11 protein-coding genes are annotated in these 14,045 nt (G+C 57.3%); 6 read left to right on the top strand and 5 right to left on the bottom strand.

Annotated features, from left to right (window positions below):
- Window positions 1-112: 112 nt before the first annotated feature.
- From JI62_RS01150 to JI62_RS01130, 5 genes are all read right to left on the bottom strand, one after another.
- A complete protein-coding gene (locus JI62_RS01150) occupies window positions 113-2,959 on the bottom strand; it encodes a valine--tRNA ligase (protein ID WP_088698403.1) in 2,847 nt (948 codons plus the stop codon).
- 95 nt (window positions 2,960-3,054) lie between these two features.
- Window positions 3,055-4,257: an MFS transporter gene (locus JI62_RS01145; protein ID WP_088698402.1), complete on the bottom strand. Its 1,203-nt coding sequence runs from the start codon at window positions 4,255-4,257 to the stop codon at window positions 3,055-3,057.
- A 41-nt stretch (window positions 4,258-4,298) separates the two neighbouring features.
- Entirely contained in the window at window positions 4,299-4,730 is a 432-nt protein-coding gene (locus JI62_RS01140; RefSeq protein ID WP_088698401.1) for a DNA polymerase III subunit chi, read from the bottom strand.
- A 100-nt stretch (window positions 4,731-4,830) separates the two neighbouring features.
- Entirely contained in the window at window positions 4,831-5,928 is a 1,098-nt protein-coding gene (locus tag JI62_RS01135) for a branched-chain amino acid aminotransferase (protein ID WP_088698400.1), read from the bottom strand.
- A gap of 166 nt (window positions 5,929-6,094) precedes the next feature.
- Complete coding sequence (locus tag JI62_RS01130) at window positions 6,095-7,615, bottom strand: leucyl aminopeptidase (RefSeq protein WP_088698399.1); 1,521 nt, start codon at window positions 7,613-7,615, stop codon at window positions 6,095-6,097.
- A 146-nt stretch (window positions 7,616-7,761) separates the two neighbouring features.
- Here JI62_RS01130 and lptF point away from each other — a divergent pair, with 146 nt between their 5' ends.
- The 6 genes from lptF (at window position 7,762) to JI62_RS01100 (ending at window position 13,950) form a co-directional block, all read left to right on the top strand.
- A complete protein-coding gene (gene lptF, locus JI62_RS01125) occupies window positions 7,762-8,841 on the top strand; it encodes an LPS export ABC transporter permease LptF (protein ID WP_088698398.1) in 1,080 nt (359 codons plus the stop codon).
- Window positions 8,841-9,905 carry an LPS export ABC transporter permease LptG gene (gene lptG, locus JI62_RS01120; protein WP_088698397.1) on the top strand — a complete coding sequence of 355 codons (1,065 nt, stop codon included), beginning with the start codon at window positions 8,841-8,843 and terminating at the stop codon, window positions 9,903-9,905. Before lptF ends, lptG begins: the two co-directional genes overlap by 1 nt.
- A gap of 67 nt (window positions 9,906-9,972) precedes the next feature.
- The gene (locus JI62_RS01115; RefSeq protein ID WP_088698396.1) at window positions 9,973-10,449 is read left to right on the top strand and encodes an RDD family protein; all 477 of its coding nucleotides are present in this window, start codon (window positions 9,973-9,975) and stop codon (window positions 10,447-10,449) included.
- A gap of 158 nt (window positions 10,450-10,607) precedes the next feature.
- Window positions 10,608-10,814, top strand: a complete 207-nt coding sequence (locus tag JI62_RS01110; RefSeq protein WP_088698395.1) for a (2Fe-2S)-binding protein — start codon at window positions 10,608-10,610, stop codon at window positions 10,812-10,814.
- 191 nt (window positions 10,815-11,005) lie between these two features.
- Window positions 11,006-11,488 carry a bacterioferritin gene (bfr, locus tag JI62_RS01105; RefSeq protein WP_009288515.1) on the top strand — a complete coding sequence of 161 codons (483 nt, stop codon included), beginning with the start codon at window positions 11,006-11,008 and terminating at the stop codon, window positions 11,486-11,488.
- Between the two features lie 290 nt (window positions 11,489-11,778).
- Window positions 11,779-13,950 (top strand): esterase-like activity of phytase family protein, encoded by a 2,172-nt coding sequence (locus JI62_RS01100; RefSeq protein ID WP_088698394.1) that lies wholly within the window; start codon window positions 11,779-11,781, stop codon window positions 13,948-13,950.
- Window positions 13,951-14,045: the final 95 nt, after the last annotated feature.

Genomic DNA, 14,045 nt, shown 5'->3' with positions numbered 1-14,045 from the left:
TTATGTTTCGTCATGAAAAACACCCCAATCGTTGGATGAGCGTCCAACTTTTGGGGTGCAGTTCACTCGGGTGCCGTTTTTGTTTTAACTACTTACTGCCTACTAACCAGCCTTACAACGCTTCAATCTTCGCCTTTTGTTCTTCCAGCAACTGCCTGGTGGCTTGGAATTCGGCCAGCTTGCCGCGCTCTTTATCCACCACTGCTACCGGGGCTTTGGCGATAAAGCCGTCGTTGCCGAGTTTTTTCTCGATGCCGCCGATGAGTTTGTCCTGCTTCTCGATCTCTTTGCTGAGGCGGGCGATTTCGGCGTCTTTGTCGATCAGATCTGCCATCGGCACCAGCACTTCCATATCACCCACCAACTGCGTGGCTGAGAGCGGGGCGTCGTCTGGGTTTTCAAGCCAGGTAACGCTTTCCAGCTTGGCGAGTTTAGACAGGAAGCGACGGTTGCTCTCCAGGCGCTCGGCGTCTTCAGGCTTGCCTTTGGCAAGCAGCACGTCGAGCGGTTTGCCGGGAGCGATGTTCATTTCGGCGCGGATATTACGCACGGCGATGATAACGCCTTTCAACCACTCGATATCCAGGCTGGCCTGGTCGTCGATTTTGCTCTCGTCGGCTTCAGGCCAGGCTTGCAGCATGATCGACGCATTTTCCCCCATATACACGCCTGCCAACGGCGAGACGCGCTGCCAGATCTCTTCGGTGATATAAGGCATCATCGGGTGGGCAAGGCGAAGAATCGCTTCGAGTACGCGCACCAGCGTGCGGCGTGTTCCGCGCTTCGCCTCTGCCGTGGCATTTTCATCCCATAAAACAGGCTTGGAGAGCTCCAGGTACCAGTCGCAGTACTCATTCCAAACGAACTCATAAAGCGCTTGGGAGGCGTGGTCGAAGCGATACTCCTCCATCGCCCTGGTGACCTGGGCTTCGGTTTTCTGCAGCTGCGAGATAATCCAGCGGTCGGCCAGAGAGAGCTCAACCTCTTCACCACCAGTGCCGCAGTCTTCGCCTTCGGCGTTCATCAACACGTAGCGCGAGGCGTTCCACAGCTTGTTGCAGAAGTTGCGGTAGCCATCCAGGCGGCTCATATCAAACTTGATATCACGCCCGGTCGTGGCCTGGGAGAGAAACGTAAAGCGCAGCGCATCGGTGCCGTGGGCTTCAATGCCGTCTTTAAACTCCTCTTTGGTGGCTTTGGCAATCGCCTTGGCCTGTTTCGGCTGCATCATATTGCCGGTGCGCTTTTCGAGCAGCTCCTCCAGCGTAATGCCGTCGATCAGGTCGATGGGGTCGAGTACGTTGCCTTTGGACTTGGACATCTTCTGTCCTTGGCCATCGCGCACCAAGCCGTGCACGTAAACCGTCTTGAACGGCACTTGCTTGGTGAACTTCAGCGTCATCATGATCATCCGGGCAACCCAGAAGAAGATGATGTCAAAACCGGTCACTAGAACGCTGGAAGGGTGAAAGGTCGCAAGCTCTGGCGTCTCTTCCGGCCAGCCGAGGGTGCCGAACGTCCACAGGCCCGAGCTGAACCAGGTATCGAGTACGTCTTCATCTTGCGTCAAGGTTACGTCGGGGCCGAGCTCATGCTTCTGGCGAGCTTCAATCTCCGTACGGGCAACGTAGACATTGCCTTCCTCGTCGTACCAGGCCGGGATGCGGTGGCCCCACCACAGCTGCCGGGAGATACACCAGTCCTGCAGGTCGCGCATCCAGGCGAAGTACATGTTCTCGTAGTTCTTGGGCACGAACTGGATATCGCCATTTTCCACCGCTTCGATAGCAGGCTTGGCGAGGGACTCCACGGCTACAAACCACTGGTCGGTGAGCAGCGGCTCAATGACATCGCCGGAACGGTCGCCATAGGGAAGGGTATTGTTGACGGCTTCGACCTGCTCCAGCAGGCCCAGGGCATCCATATCGGCAACGATCTGCTTACGTGCCTCAAAGCGGTCTAGCCCTGCATATTTGGCGGGCAGGCTGGCATCTTCGTCCGGCTGGGGCTGGCCTTTAAGATCGAAGATCTCGGCTTGCTCAAGAATCGTCGCGTTTTTGGAGAAGACGTTGATCAGCAGATGGTTCTGGCGCTTGCCGACTTCGTAGTCGTTGAAGTCGTGGGCGGGGGTGATCTTCACACAGCCGGAGCCTTTCTCCATATCGGCGTGCTCGTCGGCGACCACCGGGATGCGGCGGCCGACCAGCGGCAGTTCGATAAATTTGCCGACCAGTGATGCGTAACGCTCGTCTTCCGGGTTAACTGCCACACCGGTATCGCCCAGCAGGGTTTCCGGGCGGGTGGTGGCCACGACCAGATAATCCTTGCCGTCATTGGTTTTGACACCATCTGCGAGCGGGTAGCGGAAGTGCCAGAAGCTGCCTTGCTGCTCTTTGTTTTCCACTTCCAGATCGGAAATGGCGGTGTGCAGCGTGGGATCCCAGTTGACCAAACGCTTGCCACGATAAATCAGCTTCTCTTCGTGCAGACGCACAAACACTTCCTGAACCGCTTTGTAGAAGCCGTCATCCATGGTGAAGCGTTCGCGAGACCAGTCGACGCTAGCGCCCATGCGGCGCAGTTGGCGGGTGATATGGCCGCCGGACTCGTGTTTCCACTCCCACACCTTGTCGATAAACGCTTCACGGCCGAGGTCGTGGCGGGTCTTGCCCTCTTCAGCCGCAATCTTGCGCTCCACCAGCATCTGCGTGGCGATACCGGCGTGGTCGGTGCCTACCTGCCACAGGGTGTTGTTACCCTGCATCCGCTTCCAGCGCGTCAGGGTATCCATAATGGTGTCCTGGAACGCGTGGCCCATGTGCAGGCTGCCGGTCACATTGGGCGGTGGAATCATGATCGAAAAAGGCGTGCCCTGGCCGGAGGGAGCAAAACGGTTGTCGGCTTCCCAGCGCTCGTACCAGCGGGTTTCGATCTGTTCAGGTTGGTAGGTCTTTTCCATGGAGAGTTGGCTCACGGCTGGCGAGAAATGTGCAAAGTTTGAAAATATATAGTGCAAGAGTATACCGCGATAGCGCCTTGATCGTCAGGGGCTACTCATGCTCGATTATCGACACTGACCGTATGGGCAGAAAATCCGCGCATGGCAATTAACCCAAGAATGGGGCCCGGCAGCAGCCACCAAATGACCGCCAGCGACTGGCTCGACCACAGTGAGGTGACCAGTGCGATGGAGGGAATGGTCAGCCCAAAGCCGATCGCATTCATCATCGCCAGCGCCGCCCCTAGCCGCTCGGGTGGAGCCGTGGCGCTGGCCAGCGCAGAAAATTGCGCAGAGTCGGCAATCACGCTGACGCCCCATAAGCCGAGAAGTGTCAGCAGCAGCCAGGGCGAGGCGCTGCCCAGCAGGGGATAAACCAAACAGAGCGCACCGGAGGTGGCCAATGCCACGCAGGCTACTCGATCGCTGCCAATCTGGCGGCTCCATTTGCCCGCCAGCACGCAGCCCGGCAGGCCCAACGCGATCACCGCAAAACTTAGCCACGGTTGAGCGCTGCTTGAAGCGCCCAAGCGCTCCAGCTCCCGGGCGACCAGAAACGGCACCAGCGCCCACAGCGCATACAGTTCCCAGCAGTGGCCAAAATAGCCCAGTGCGGCGGCACGAAAGCGGGGCTGCCTGAACGCCGCTAACCCCGCCCAGGGGCGCCCGCTTTTGGCGGTGGCTGGGAGGTGGGGGCCAACGCCTAGCTTGAAAATCACTAGCGCCGCGACCAGCGCCAGCAGTGACGCCAGCAGCAGCGGCCACTGCCAGGGTAAATTCAGCGTTAAACCGCGTAGCAGATGCGGGGAGGCAATGCCCAGGGTGAGCATGCCCACCAGCCAGCCCAACGCCGCCCCGGCGTGGCTGGGTGTCCAACTCACTACCAGTTTCATACCCAGTGGGTAGATGCCCGCCAGGCAGAGCCCGGTTGCAAAGCGTGCAACAGCGGCGAGCGTTACGCTCTCGGCCACGCCGATAAAGGCGGCGTTGATCAGTGCGCCGAGAACGGCAGAAATCGCAAACAGGTGGCTGGCGCGAATGCGGTCAGCCAGGCCAGTAGTAGCGATCAGCAGCGTGCCACTAATAAACCCGGCCTGAACGGCGATGGTGAGCAGGCCCAAGTCACTTTCGCTAAGGCCCACGGCCTCCTGCAGCGCCAAGCCAACACCGTTAACGCTAAACCACAGCGAGGTGCCGAACAGCTGGGCGATAACGATAACGGCCAATGGGGTACGGGCTAAAATGGCGTGGGACAGCATCGGCACTCTCGTTCGTTGCGTTATTGTTGTTAAATAATGAGTTAACCGAGCTTATGCGGCACAACCTCATGGCCCATTTCTTTATAGCGCTGCCAGCAGGCGCGTTTGGCGACCAGCACTTGTTGATGCTGATTAATGATCTCGGCAATTCGCGCGTAGCGCTCTACGCCTTCGGGTATTTCGGGGTGTAGATTAAGCAGTGCGGTCTCTTCCGTGGGCACCGGTAACTGCTGCCAACCTAGCGTGATCGGTACGCTGGTGGCCATCTCGCTATCCTCCAGGGCATGGGGTAAATAGGCGTCCGGGCGAAAATTCCACAGCGCGCTATCGGCCTGCTCGGCGAGGGCTTTATCTTCGCAGTGTAGGTGCAGGCGGTAGCCTTTGCGCCAGATGGTCTCGGCCAGTTTGCAGGCAAACTGCAAGCGCGCTTCCAGGGTGGTATCGGGCAGAATGTAGAAATCAATGCGCGCCATAGCGGTTCCAGGTAAAACGATTGCAGATACGTCGATGACAAACAGCACCGCCGCATGAGTGCGGCGGTGCTGAAAAGATAAGCGTTGGTTTTAAAACCGCTTAAACCAGCTGGGTTAGCCAGCCGTACTTATCTTCGCTGCGACCGTACTGCAGGTCGAGCAGCTTGGTACGAATGCGCATGGCGATCTCATTGTTGCCACCGGCGGCTAGCTTGATACGCTCGTTTTCGGAAACCAGTTCGCCCACCGGGGTAATGACTGCAGCGGTACCGCAGGCAAATACTTCGGTGATCTCGCCGGACGCCGCGCCTTCACGCCACTCGTCAATGCTGATCGGGCGCTCTTCCGGCGTTAGGCCTTCATCCTTGGCCAGCGTCAGTACCGAGTTGCGGGTCACGCCTTCCAGAATAGTGTCGGTTAGGCGTGGGGTGACCAAACGGCCATCTTTGAAGACGAAGAACAAGTTCATGCCGCCCAGCTCTTCCACCCACTTGTTTTCAGCGGCATCCAGGAACGCGACCTGACCACACTGGTGGGCTTCGGCCTCTTTCTGCGCGGCCAATGAAGCAGCGTAGTTGCCGCCACATTTGGCAAAGCCGGTGCCGCCGGGGGCCGCGCGCTTGTAGTTAGAAGAGAGCCAGATCGATACCGGTGCAATGCCGCCTTTAAAGTACGCCGCAGCGGGGGAGGCGATCACGTAGTAGTCGACCTCGTGGGCGGGGCGAACGCCTAAGAAGGCTTCTGAAGCGATCATAAACGGGCGCAGATAGAGGCTGCACTCATCAGAAGCGTTAGCCGGTGTAGGCACCCAGGCTTGGTCTTGCGCTAGCAGCGCTTTTAGCGAGCCAATGAAGTCTTCATCGGAAAGTTCCGGCAGCGCTAACCGGCGGGCACTGCGGCGGAAGCGCTCGGCGTTTTTCTCCGGGCGGAATGTCCAGATCGAGCCATCGGCATGGCGATAGGCTTTAATGCCTTCAAAAATTTCCTGGCCGTAATGCAGTACAGAAGCAGCCGGGTCGAGGGTTAGCGGGCCGTAGGGACGCACCTGATGGCCGTGCCAGTCGGCGTCAACCGTCCAGCGCACATGGGCCATGTGATCGGTAAAGTGTTTGCCAAAGCCGGGGTTTTTGAGAATGTTGTCACGGATCTCATCGGCTATCGGCTGGTTGGATGGCAAAATCTCAAAGTTAGTGGGCACGGCATGTTCTCTCTACTTGATCCAAGCCCTGAAGGGCAAATATAGGCGTCGTAATATAAGCGTTAAAGTGGGTGTAGCGTGTGCCTTGAGATAAGGCACACGCTAATGGGTTTAGGTGTAACGGTTGCGTCAAATAAAGGCAACCGTTGATTGCCTGATTGTGTTGTTAGACGTCGCTATTTTCTACTTGGGCGTCTGCTTCACGGTCAAGCAGATACTGGGTTAACAGCCCAACGGGGCGCCCGGTAGCGCCTTTTTGCTTGCCGGAGTGCCAGGCGGTACCGGCAATATCCAGGTGCGCCCAGGGGAAGTGGTCGGCAAAGCGTGACAAGAAGCACGCAGCGGTAATCGTGCCCGCGGGGCGGCCACCAATATTGGCCAGGTCGGCAAAGTTGGACTCAAGCTGCTCTTGATACTCATCCCACAGTGGCAGGTGCCAGGCGCGATCCCAAGCCCCTTCACCTGCGTCTAATAGATCAAGCGCTAGGTCATCGTCGTTGGAGAGCAGGCCGGTGGCGTGGTGGCCCAAACCAACAATCACCGCGCCGGTGAGGGTGGCAATATCGACCACGCTTGCGGGGGTAAAGCGCTCGGCGTAGGTCAGCGCATCGCACAGCACCAGGCGGCCCTCTGCGTCGGTATTCAGCACTTCGACGGTGAGGCCTTTGAGGGTTTTGATGATATCGCCGGGCTTGGTGGCGTGGCCGTCGGGCATATTTTCCGCGGCTGCGACGATAAACACCAGGTTGAGTTTGGGTTTGATCGCCAGCACGGCTTTCACGGTGCCGAAGACACTGGCCGCGCCGCACATGTCGAACTTCATTTCGTCCATGCCTTCGCCGGGCTTGAGCGAAATACCGCCGGTATCGAAGGTAATGCCTTTGCCGACCAAGACATGGGGCGCTTCGTCGGCATTTTCAGCGCCCTGGTACTTCATTACGATCAGGCGTGTGGGCTCTTTGCTGCCGCGGCCTACGGATAGTAGCGAGCCTGCGCCCAGGGCTTCCAGCGCCTCTTCATCGAGAATATCGACTTCGAGCGCGCCTTGTGAGTCGCGCCCCAACTGCTGCGCCTGCTCGGCTAAATAGCGGGGCGTGCAGATGTTCGCGGGCAGATTGCCCAGGGTGCGGGTGTAGTTGATGCCTTGGCCAATGGCGTTGCCCACTAGCGCCCCCTGCTTCACCTGCGCAACAGCATCGGCATCGCTAATGATTAACGTCAGCTTGGCTAGGCTGGGGGCTGGCGCAGGCGACGATTTGAACTGATCAAAGCGATAAATCGCCCGTTCAACGGCTTCCATCACCTTACGCGCTTTCCAGGCCGGGTCACGGTCAGTCAACGGAACATCGGCAAATATCACGCTGGCTTCGTCGATGGGCAGTTTCACCAGGGCGGTCATGGCCGCATCCAGCGCCTTGATAAAGGCCGCTTCCTGGCATTTTTCGCGCTCACCCAAACCAATCAGGAGTATGCGCTCGGCGCCCAGGCCCGGTGCAAAGGGCACCATCTGTACATTACCCAGTACGGCGTCAAAGTCACCCCGCTCCAGCAATTGGCCGATCAGGCGCTCGCTGGCGTCGTCCAGTTTGGCGACAGTGGGCAGTAAGTCGCCCCCTTTAAAAACCGGCACCAACAGACAAGGTGTTTCAGCTTTGGCTGGGTTTGCGGTCTGAACGGAAAATTCCATGACGGCTCCAACAAGACAAGCATCGAGGGATTCGGGATAATGCCCCGTTGCTTTTGATTTTGAAAAGGGACTGTGAATAGTTTGATTAGTGTACCCAAGCCATACACTTATTGCATGGCATCCTGCACGTCTAGCCGGAGAGCGCGTTGATTTTATTTCGGTATCTAACTCGCGAAGTGTTACTCACCATGTCAGCGGTTGCTGGCATTCTGCTGTTGGTGATCATGGGCAGCCGCTTTATCCGCTATTTTTCGGACGCAGCGGAAGGCGATATCCCTGTCACCATGTTGGGCAGCCTGATGATGTTTCATCTGCCTGGCTTTATGGAACTGATCCTACCGCTGTCGTTTTTTCTAGGCATTCTGCTCGCTTACGGGCAGCTCTATATGAACAGCGAAATCACCGTGATGGTCGCTTGCGGGATGAGCCCCACTCGGCTGTTGAAAGTGACCTTGCTGCCCGCCAGCGTGGTAGCAGTGTTGGTAGGCGTCTGTAGCCTTTGGTTGACGCCTTTGGGGGCGCTGCAAACCGAAACTGCGCTGGAAGAGCAGCGTAGTCGCCTGGACGTTTCGGTACTGGCCCCAGGGCGCTTTCAAGAGTTTGGCGGTGGTCGTACCGCTTACATCGGCAGCTTCTCTAGCGACGGAACGGAGATGCAGGATGTGCTGGTGCACGAGCAGAACCAGCCCGGCGACGAAGGCACTCACGACTACGTTACCCGGGCGGCATCGGGCTATCAGGAAACTCGCCTCGAAACCGGCAGCCGTTTCCTGGTGCTGGATGACGGTGAGCGCTATGGGGTGACGCCGGGCGATAAAAGCGCCGAGCGACTCACCTTTGAGCGCTACACGTTACGATTGGGGTTGAATCGCGATCGGCAGGAGCTCGATTCCTTGGAGTATGCCACCACGCCTGCACTATGGAACGACCCCAACCCCCGAGCCCAGGCCCAATGGCAGTGGCGTGCGGGTCTGCCATTAATGGTGTTTGTGTTGGCCTTGATGGCGCAGCCGCTCTCCCGGGTTAATCCCCGCCAGGGGCGCTTTGGCAAACTACTGCCCGCTGTATTTTTATACGTCGCCTATCTCAGCCTGCTGCTGGCAGTGGTCGATGCTACTGGCAGCGGTACCTGGCCAACTACGTTGGGGGTGTGGCCGGTACACGGAGTGTTCTTAGGATTGGGCCTGCTAATGCTGTGGCACTCGCAACGTAAGGGGATGCGCTAATGGTGCTTGATCGTCTTGATCGTTACATTGCCCGCAACGTGCTGGCGGCCATTGTCGTCGTTCAGTGTGTGCTGCTGGGGCTGGATATTACCATCGCCTATATCGATGATTTAGGCGATGTTCAGGCGGGCTATACCGCCTTTGATGCACTCCTTTACCTGCTAATGCGCACGCCTTGGCGTTTCTATCAGTACGCCCCGGTGGCGGTGTTGATTGGCGCACTGATTGGCTTGGGCAGCATGGCCTCCAGCAATGAGCTCACCGTTATGCGCGCCGCGGGCCGCTCCCTGGCACGCATTGTGTGGGGCGTGATGAAGCCAGTGCTGGTGGTGGTCGTTGTAGTGCTGTTAGTCGCCGAGTATGTCAGCCCGCGCACCGAGCAGTATGCCGAGGCGTGGCGGCTGGAAAAGCTTCAGGGCGAAGGCGCTATGCTGACCAGCCGCAGCGGCTGGCAGATCGAGGGCAACAGCGTCTACCGTTTCGGCGCGATTCGTGCCGATGATGTGGTGCTTGATTTAACCCGCTACCGTTTTGATGACCGCCAGCTAGTCGAAGCCACTTACGCTCAGCGCGCCCGTTGGGAAGATGATGCCTGGCGCTTGGAAAATGTCGCGACCACACGCATTTTTGCCGACCACACCGAGTCCGAACAGACGGCAAGCATGGGCTGGGACACCTCCTTTACCCCCACCCAGTTAGAGCGGCTGCTGCGCGAAATTGAGAGTCAGGCGCCCAGCGAGCTTTGGGCCTATGCCCAGTTCCTTGAAGAGCAGAACCTGCAGAATGACCAGGCACTGCTCTATTTTTGGCAGAAGATGCTGATGCCGCTCACCATGGGGTCGCTGGTGCTGATTGCCGCCTCCTTTGTATTTGGCCCGCTGCGCACCGTGGCTGCCGGTACCCGGGTGTTTTACGGCGTTGTCACCGGGCTGAGCTTTAAGTACGTTCAGGATCTGCTGGCGCCCGCCTCGACGATTTTTGGCTTCTCGCCCGTCTGGGCGGTGCTGGTGCCGACACTGGCATGTGCCGGGGTCGGGATCTACTTTCTGCGTCGCAACGGTTAATACCGCCACAGTGGCGCTACTTATTAGCGCCTAAAACCGCTAATAAACACCCAGGAGCTGAGAAAGAATGAGGGAGACACGACGCTTTACTCAGTTGGACAGCGTATGGCCAGCGGGCCTTGGTCGCCGTTTGGGCGCCATGCTGTACGACGGCTTTTTGGTCACCGCGATTTGGATTGCGGTGACCGTCGTGCATATGCTGTTTTTCCGCTATGTGCTGGGTCAGCAGCCCGAAGAGATTGGCACTACGGCCAGTGATATTTGGAGCCTGCGCCTCATGCTGGTGTTTTTCGTCACGCTATTTTTTGTTTTTTCCTGGTCGCGCGGGGGGATGACCTTGGGCATGCAGGCGTGGCGGCTACGGGTGCAAACGGCAGATGGCCGTTCGCTGAACCTGAAGCAATGCCTCATCCGCTGCGCGGTGGCGTGGCTCTCGCTGCTGGCCTTTGGTTTGGGCTACTTGTGGGTGGTTTTCGATCAGCAGCGGCGTAGCTGGCCGGATATCGCATCCAACACGCAAACGGTGGTTTTGCCGAAAAAATAATTTCAGTCGGCATGTGGCGAAAAATGCTTTTACGCCAGTACGTTATTTTGTTGCTCCTGCTTATTAAGACGAATGGATAGCAAAAAGCAGTGATTTCTACTTGATAAGATGTATGCGAATCATTTACATTCATCTCATGATTTCCATGAGGTGTCGCCATGTACGTTTGCGTGTGCAAGGGAGTAACCGACCATCAAATTCGCCAGCACGTTAGCGACGGAGCGCGCAGCTGGCGAGAAGTGCGCGAGGCAACCGGCTGCGCAACGCAGTGCGGCAAGTGCGCGTGCTATGCTAAATCAATTACCCGCGATGCCGTTCAGGAAGCACGCCAAGAGGCCGATCTGGGACTCGCTTACGCCGTGTGACGCGAATCACTATTGTTAGGGTTATCTTTAGCAAATAACTGATTTGCTTGAACTTTTAGTCATCTTATCTATACTCTCAGAAACGCTGAGAGTATAGCTATTTGCGTCTATACTCTTCTCCAAACGTAACTGCTTGATCGTATTGTCTAAACTAGATTAAACATCAGCATTACAGTAGAAAAGGTGACGTTATGAAAGGTGATACGAAAGTTATTGAGCATCTTAATAAGGCGCTCGGCAACGAACTGGTTGCGATCAATCAGTACTTTTTGCACGCCAAAATGTACAAAGATTGGGGCCTGAAAGCCCTCGCCAAATGGGAATACGATGAGTCCATCGAAGAGATGCAGCACGCTGACAAGATCATCGAGCGCATCCTGTTCCTAGAAGGTATCCCTAATCTGCAGGATCTGGGCAAGCTGCACATCGGTGAAAACGTCAAAGAGATGCTCGAAAGCGATCTGAAAATCGAGCACGACGGTCGCAACGATTACATTGAAGCGATCACCTACTGCGAAAGCGTCAAGGATTACGTCACCCGCGATATGCTGCGTGACCTGCTCGCCGACGAAGAAGATCATATCGACCATATCGAAACCGAACTTGGTTTGATAGACAAAGTGGGCATCCAGAACTATATGCAGCGCCAAATGCAGATGGCAGGTGACGAGTAAGTTACCCGCTGTTGCCCGCTTAACAAAAGCTAGGCTCCCACACTAGCTAGACACCCAAATTAGATACACAGAAGCCAGTCAGTACTCACTGACTGGCTTTGTTCATTCTACGACATCTCAAGCCTCATGGCGCTTTCGGCACCCCCGCTCTATTACCACTTCCTGTGAAAACCTGCGTTCGAATGTCATAAGCCTGACACGGTCATGCTGTTTGATAGTCCAGTTGATGCTGCACGTTTAATGACATAACCAGATGTTTCTTCGGCTCAGGCAAGGAATCAACCTCCATCATGATATTCACACGTACACCCTCACTATTGGCGCTTGCTATTACGCTAGCTGCTTCACATTCGGTCAGCGCGGCGGATAAGCACTTCAACCGCATTGCCAGCTTCGCTATCCCCAGTAACATGGCGGAGGGCGAAGATCGTAGTCGCGAAACCTCGGCGGAAATTATCGCTGCCTCCGGCGATGGTATGACGCTGGTTTACTCGGACAGCCCGCTGGGCGTGATCGGGCGCATCGACATTAGCGACCCCGCTAATCCGCAGCCGCTGGGCAATATTGATGTCGGTGGCGAGCCCACCGCAGTAACGGTGCTCGGCAATATCGCCTATGCCGGGGTGAATACCTCGGTCTCTTATAGCGAGCCTTCCGGGCAACTGCTCACCATCGACATCGAGAGCGGTGAAATACTTGCCTCCTGCCCCTTGAACGGCCAGCCCGATAGTGTGGTGGCCTCAGCGGCGCCAGAGGGGCGTTTCGTCGCTGTGGCCATTGAGAACGAGCGCGATGAAGACGCCGGCGACGGTCGTGTTCCGCAGATGCCTGGTGGCTCTGTTGCTCTGGTGGAGATCAATGATGCAGGAGAAGTGAACTGTAACAGCCTGCTCTACGCCGATGTGACCGGGCTTGCCGAGATCGCCCCGGAGGATCCCGAGCCGGAGTTTGTCGATATCAATGCTTTAGGTGAGATTGCGGTCACCCTGCAAGAGAATAACCATCTGGCGGTGATCGACCATGCTGGCAAAGTGGTGTCGCACTTCAGCGCCGGGGCGGTGGATCTGGACGGGATTGATGCCAGTGATGATGGTGCGCTGCTCTTTAACGAGCAGCAGGCTCAGCGGCTGCGTGAGCCGGATGCGCTGCAGTGGATTGACAGCGATCACTTTGCCATTGCTAACGAGGGCGATATGGATGGCGGCTCCCGAGGCTGGAGTATCTTTCATAAAAGCGGCCGCTTAGTGTATGAGTCTGGGGCGGATTTCGAGCACGCCGTGATTGAGGTTGGCCACTACCCCGATAAGCGCTCGGATGCCAAGGGCAGCGAGCCGGAAGGGATGGAGTTTGCTGTTTTTGACGACACACCCTATGTATTCCTGCTCTCCGAGCGGGGTTCTTTGGTGGCTGTTTACGAAGTTAGCAACCCTGCCGAGCCTCAGCTCAGCCAACTACTCCCCTCGGGTCTTTCCCCGGAAGGCGCGGTGGCGATTCCCAGCCGCGGTCTGCTGGCTACCGCCAACGAGACTGATCTGGGTGAAGAGGGCGGCCCGCGCTCCCATGTCATGATCTACCAGTATCAGGACTCGCCCGCGGTCTACCCCACGCTCACTTCGGCAGGCAGTGACGAGCTGATCGGCTGGGGGGCGCTGTCTGGCATGGTTGCCGCTAATGGCGTGCTCTATGCGGTCAACGACAGCTTCTACAGCGCTCAGCCGCGCATTTTTACCATTGATCCTTCCACGTCACCTGCGCGGATTACCGCTGCGTTGGATGTGACCCGTGATGGTGAGCCTGCGCTGGGGCTTGATATGGAAGGCATCACCACCGATGGCGAAGGGGGCTTCTGGGTCGCTTCCGAAGGCAATGACAAAGGACTTGCCAACACCCTCTATCATGTTGGCGCTGACGGCGAGATTGATCAGGGTATTGCGCTACCCGAGGTGCTTGCCCAGCAGGCACTCAAGTGGGGGTTGGAGGGCGTTACCCGGATCGATAATCAGCTCTGGCTGACGGTGCAGCGGCCCTGGAAGGATGACCCCGAAGGCATGGCCAAGCTGCTGCGCTACGATCTCGACAGTGGCGAGTGGGGCGCTGTTCACTACCCGCTGGATCGTGTCGATGAAGGTTGGGTCGGCCTGTCTGAGATTACCGCTTACCAAGGCGACCTCTATCTGATCGAGCGCGACAACCGCATCGGCGCAGATGCCCAGGTCAAGCAGGTGACCCGGGTCGCTTTGGAAGGCTTGGCACCAGCGCCACTAGGCGGTGAGCTACCGGTGGTTGAGAAACACCGCGTGCGCGACCTGATTCCCGATCTGGCCAGCTACAATGGTTTTGTAGTGGACAAGATCGAAGGCATGGCCATCAATGAGCAGGGCCATGCCTGGCTGGTCAGCGACAACGACGGTGTCGACGACAGCAGTGGCGAGACCTACTTCTGGTCAATACCACTGGAGTAATGGCGTAGTGGTTCAGTTGCAACGGGCAGCCCAGTGGCTGCCCGTTTTGCATGGTAGGTAGAAAATGGTAGGTAGAAAACAGAACTGGGCGGGAG

The organism is Halomonas campaniensis, from assembly GCF_002211105.1.
Classification (GTDB): Bacteria; Pseudomonadota; Gammaproteobacteria; order Pseudomonadales; family Halomonadaceae; genus Vreelandella; species Vreelandella campaniensis_A.
The sequence above is the reverse complement of the archived record's forward strand: the minus strand, read 5'-3'. Positions and strand labels throughout refer to the sequence as shown.

Excerpts from the sequence above, each read along its gene's own strand:
- JI62_RS01150 (WP_088698403.1), bottom strand. The coding sequence starts at position 2,959 with ATGGAAAAGACCTACCAACCTGAACAGATCGAAACCCGCTGGTACGAG.
- JI62_RS01110 (WP_088698395.1), top strand. The coding sequence starts at position 10,608 with ATGTACGTTTGCGTGTGCAAGGGAGTAACCGACCATCAAATTCGCCAG.
- JI62_RS01115 (WP_088698396.1), top strand. The coding sequence starts at position 9,973 with ATGAGGGAGACACGACGCTTTACTCAGTTGGACAGCGTATGGCCAGCG.
- JI62_RS01100 (WP_088698394.1), top strand. The coding sequence starts at position 11,779 with ATGATATTCACACGTACACCCTCACTATTGGCGCTTGCTATTACGCTA.
- JI62_RS01130 (WP_088698399.1), bottom strand. The coding sequence starts at position 7,615 with ATGGAATTTTCCGTTCAGACCGCAAACCCAGCCAAAGCTGAAACACCT.
- JI62_RS01140 (WP_088698401.1), bottom strand. The coding sequence starts at position 4,730 with ATGGCGCGCATTGATTTCTACATTCTGCCCGATACCACCCTGGAAGCG.
- JI62_RS01145 (WP_088698402.1), bottom strand. The coding sequence starts at position 4,257 with ATGCTGTCCCACGCCATTTTAGCCCGTACCCCATTGGCCGTTATCGTT.
- bfr (WP_009288515.1), top strand. The coding sequence starts at position 11,006 with ATGAAAGGTGATACGAAAGTTATTGAGCATCTTAATAAGGCGCTCGGC.
- lptG (WP_088698397.1), top strand. The coding sequence starts at position 8,841 with ATGGTGCTTGATCGTCTTGATCGTTACATTGCCCGCAACGTGCTGGCG.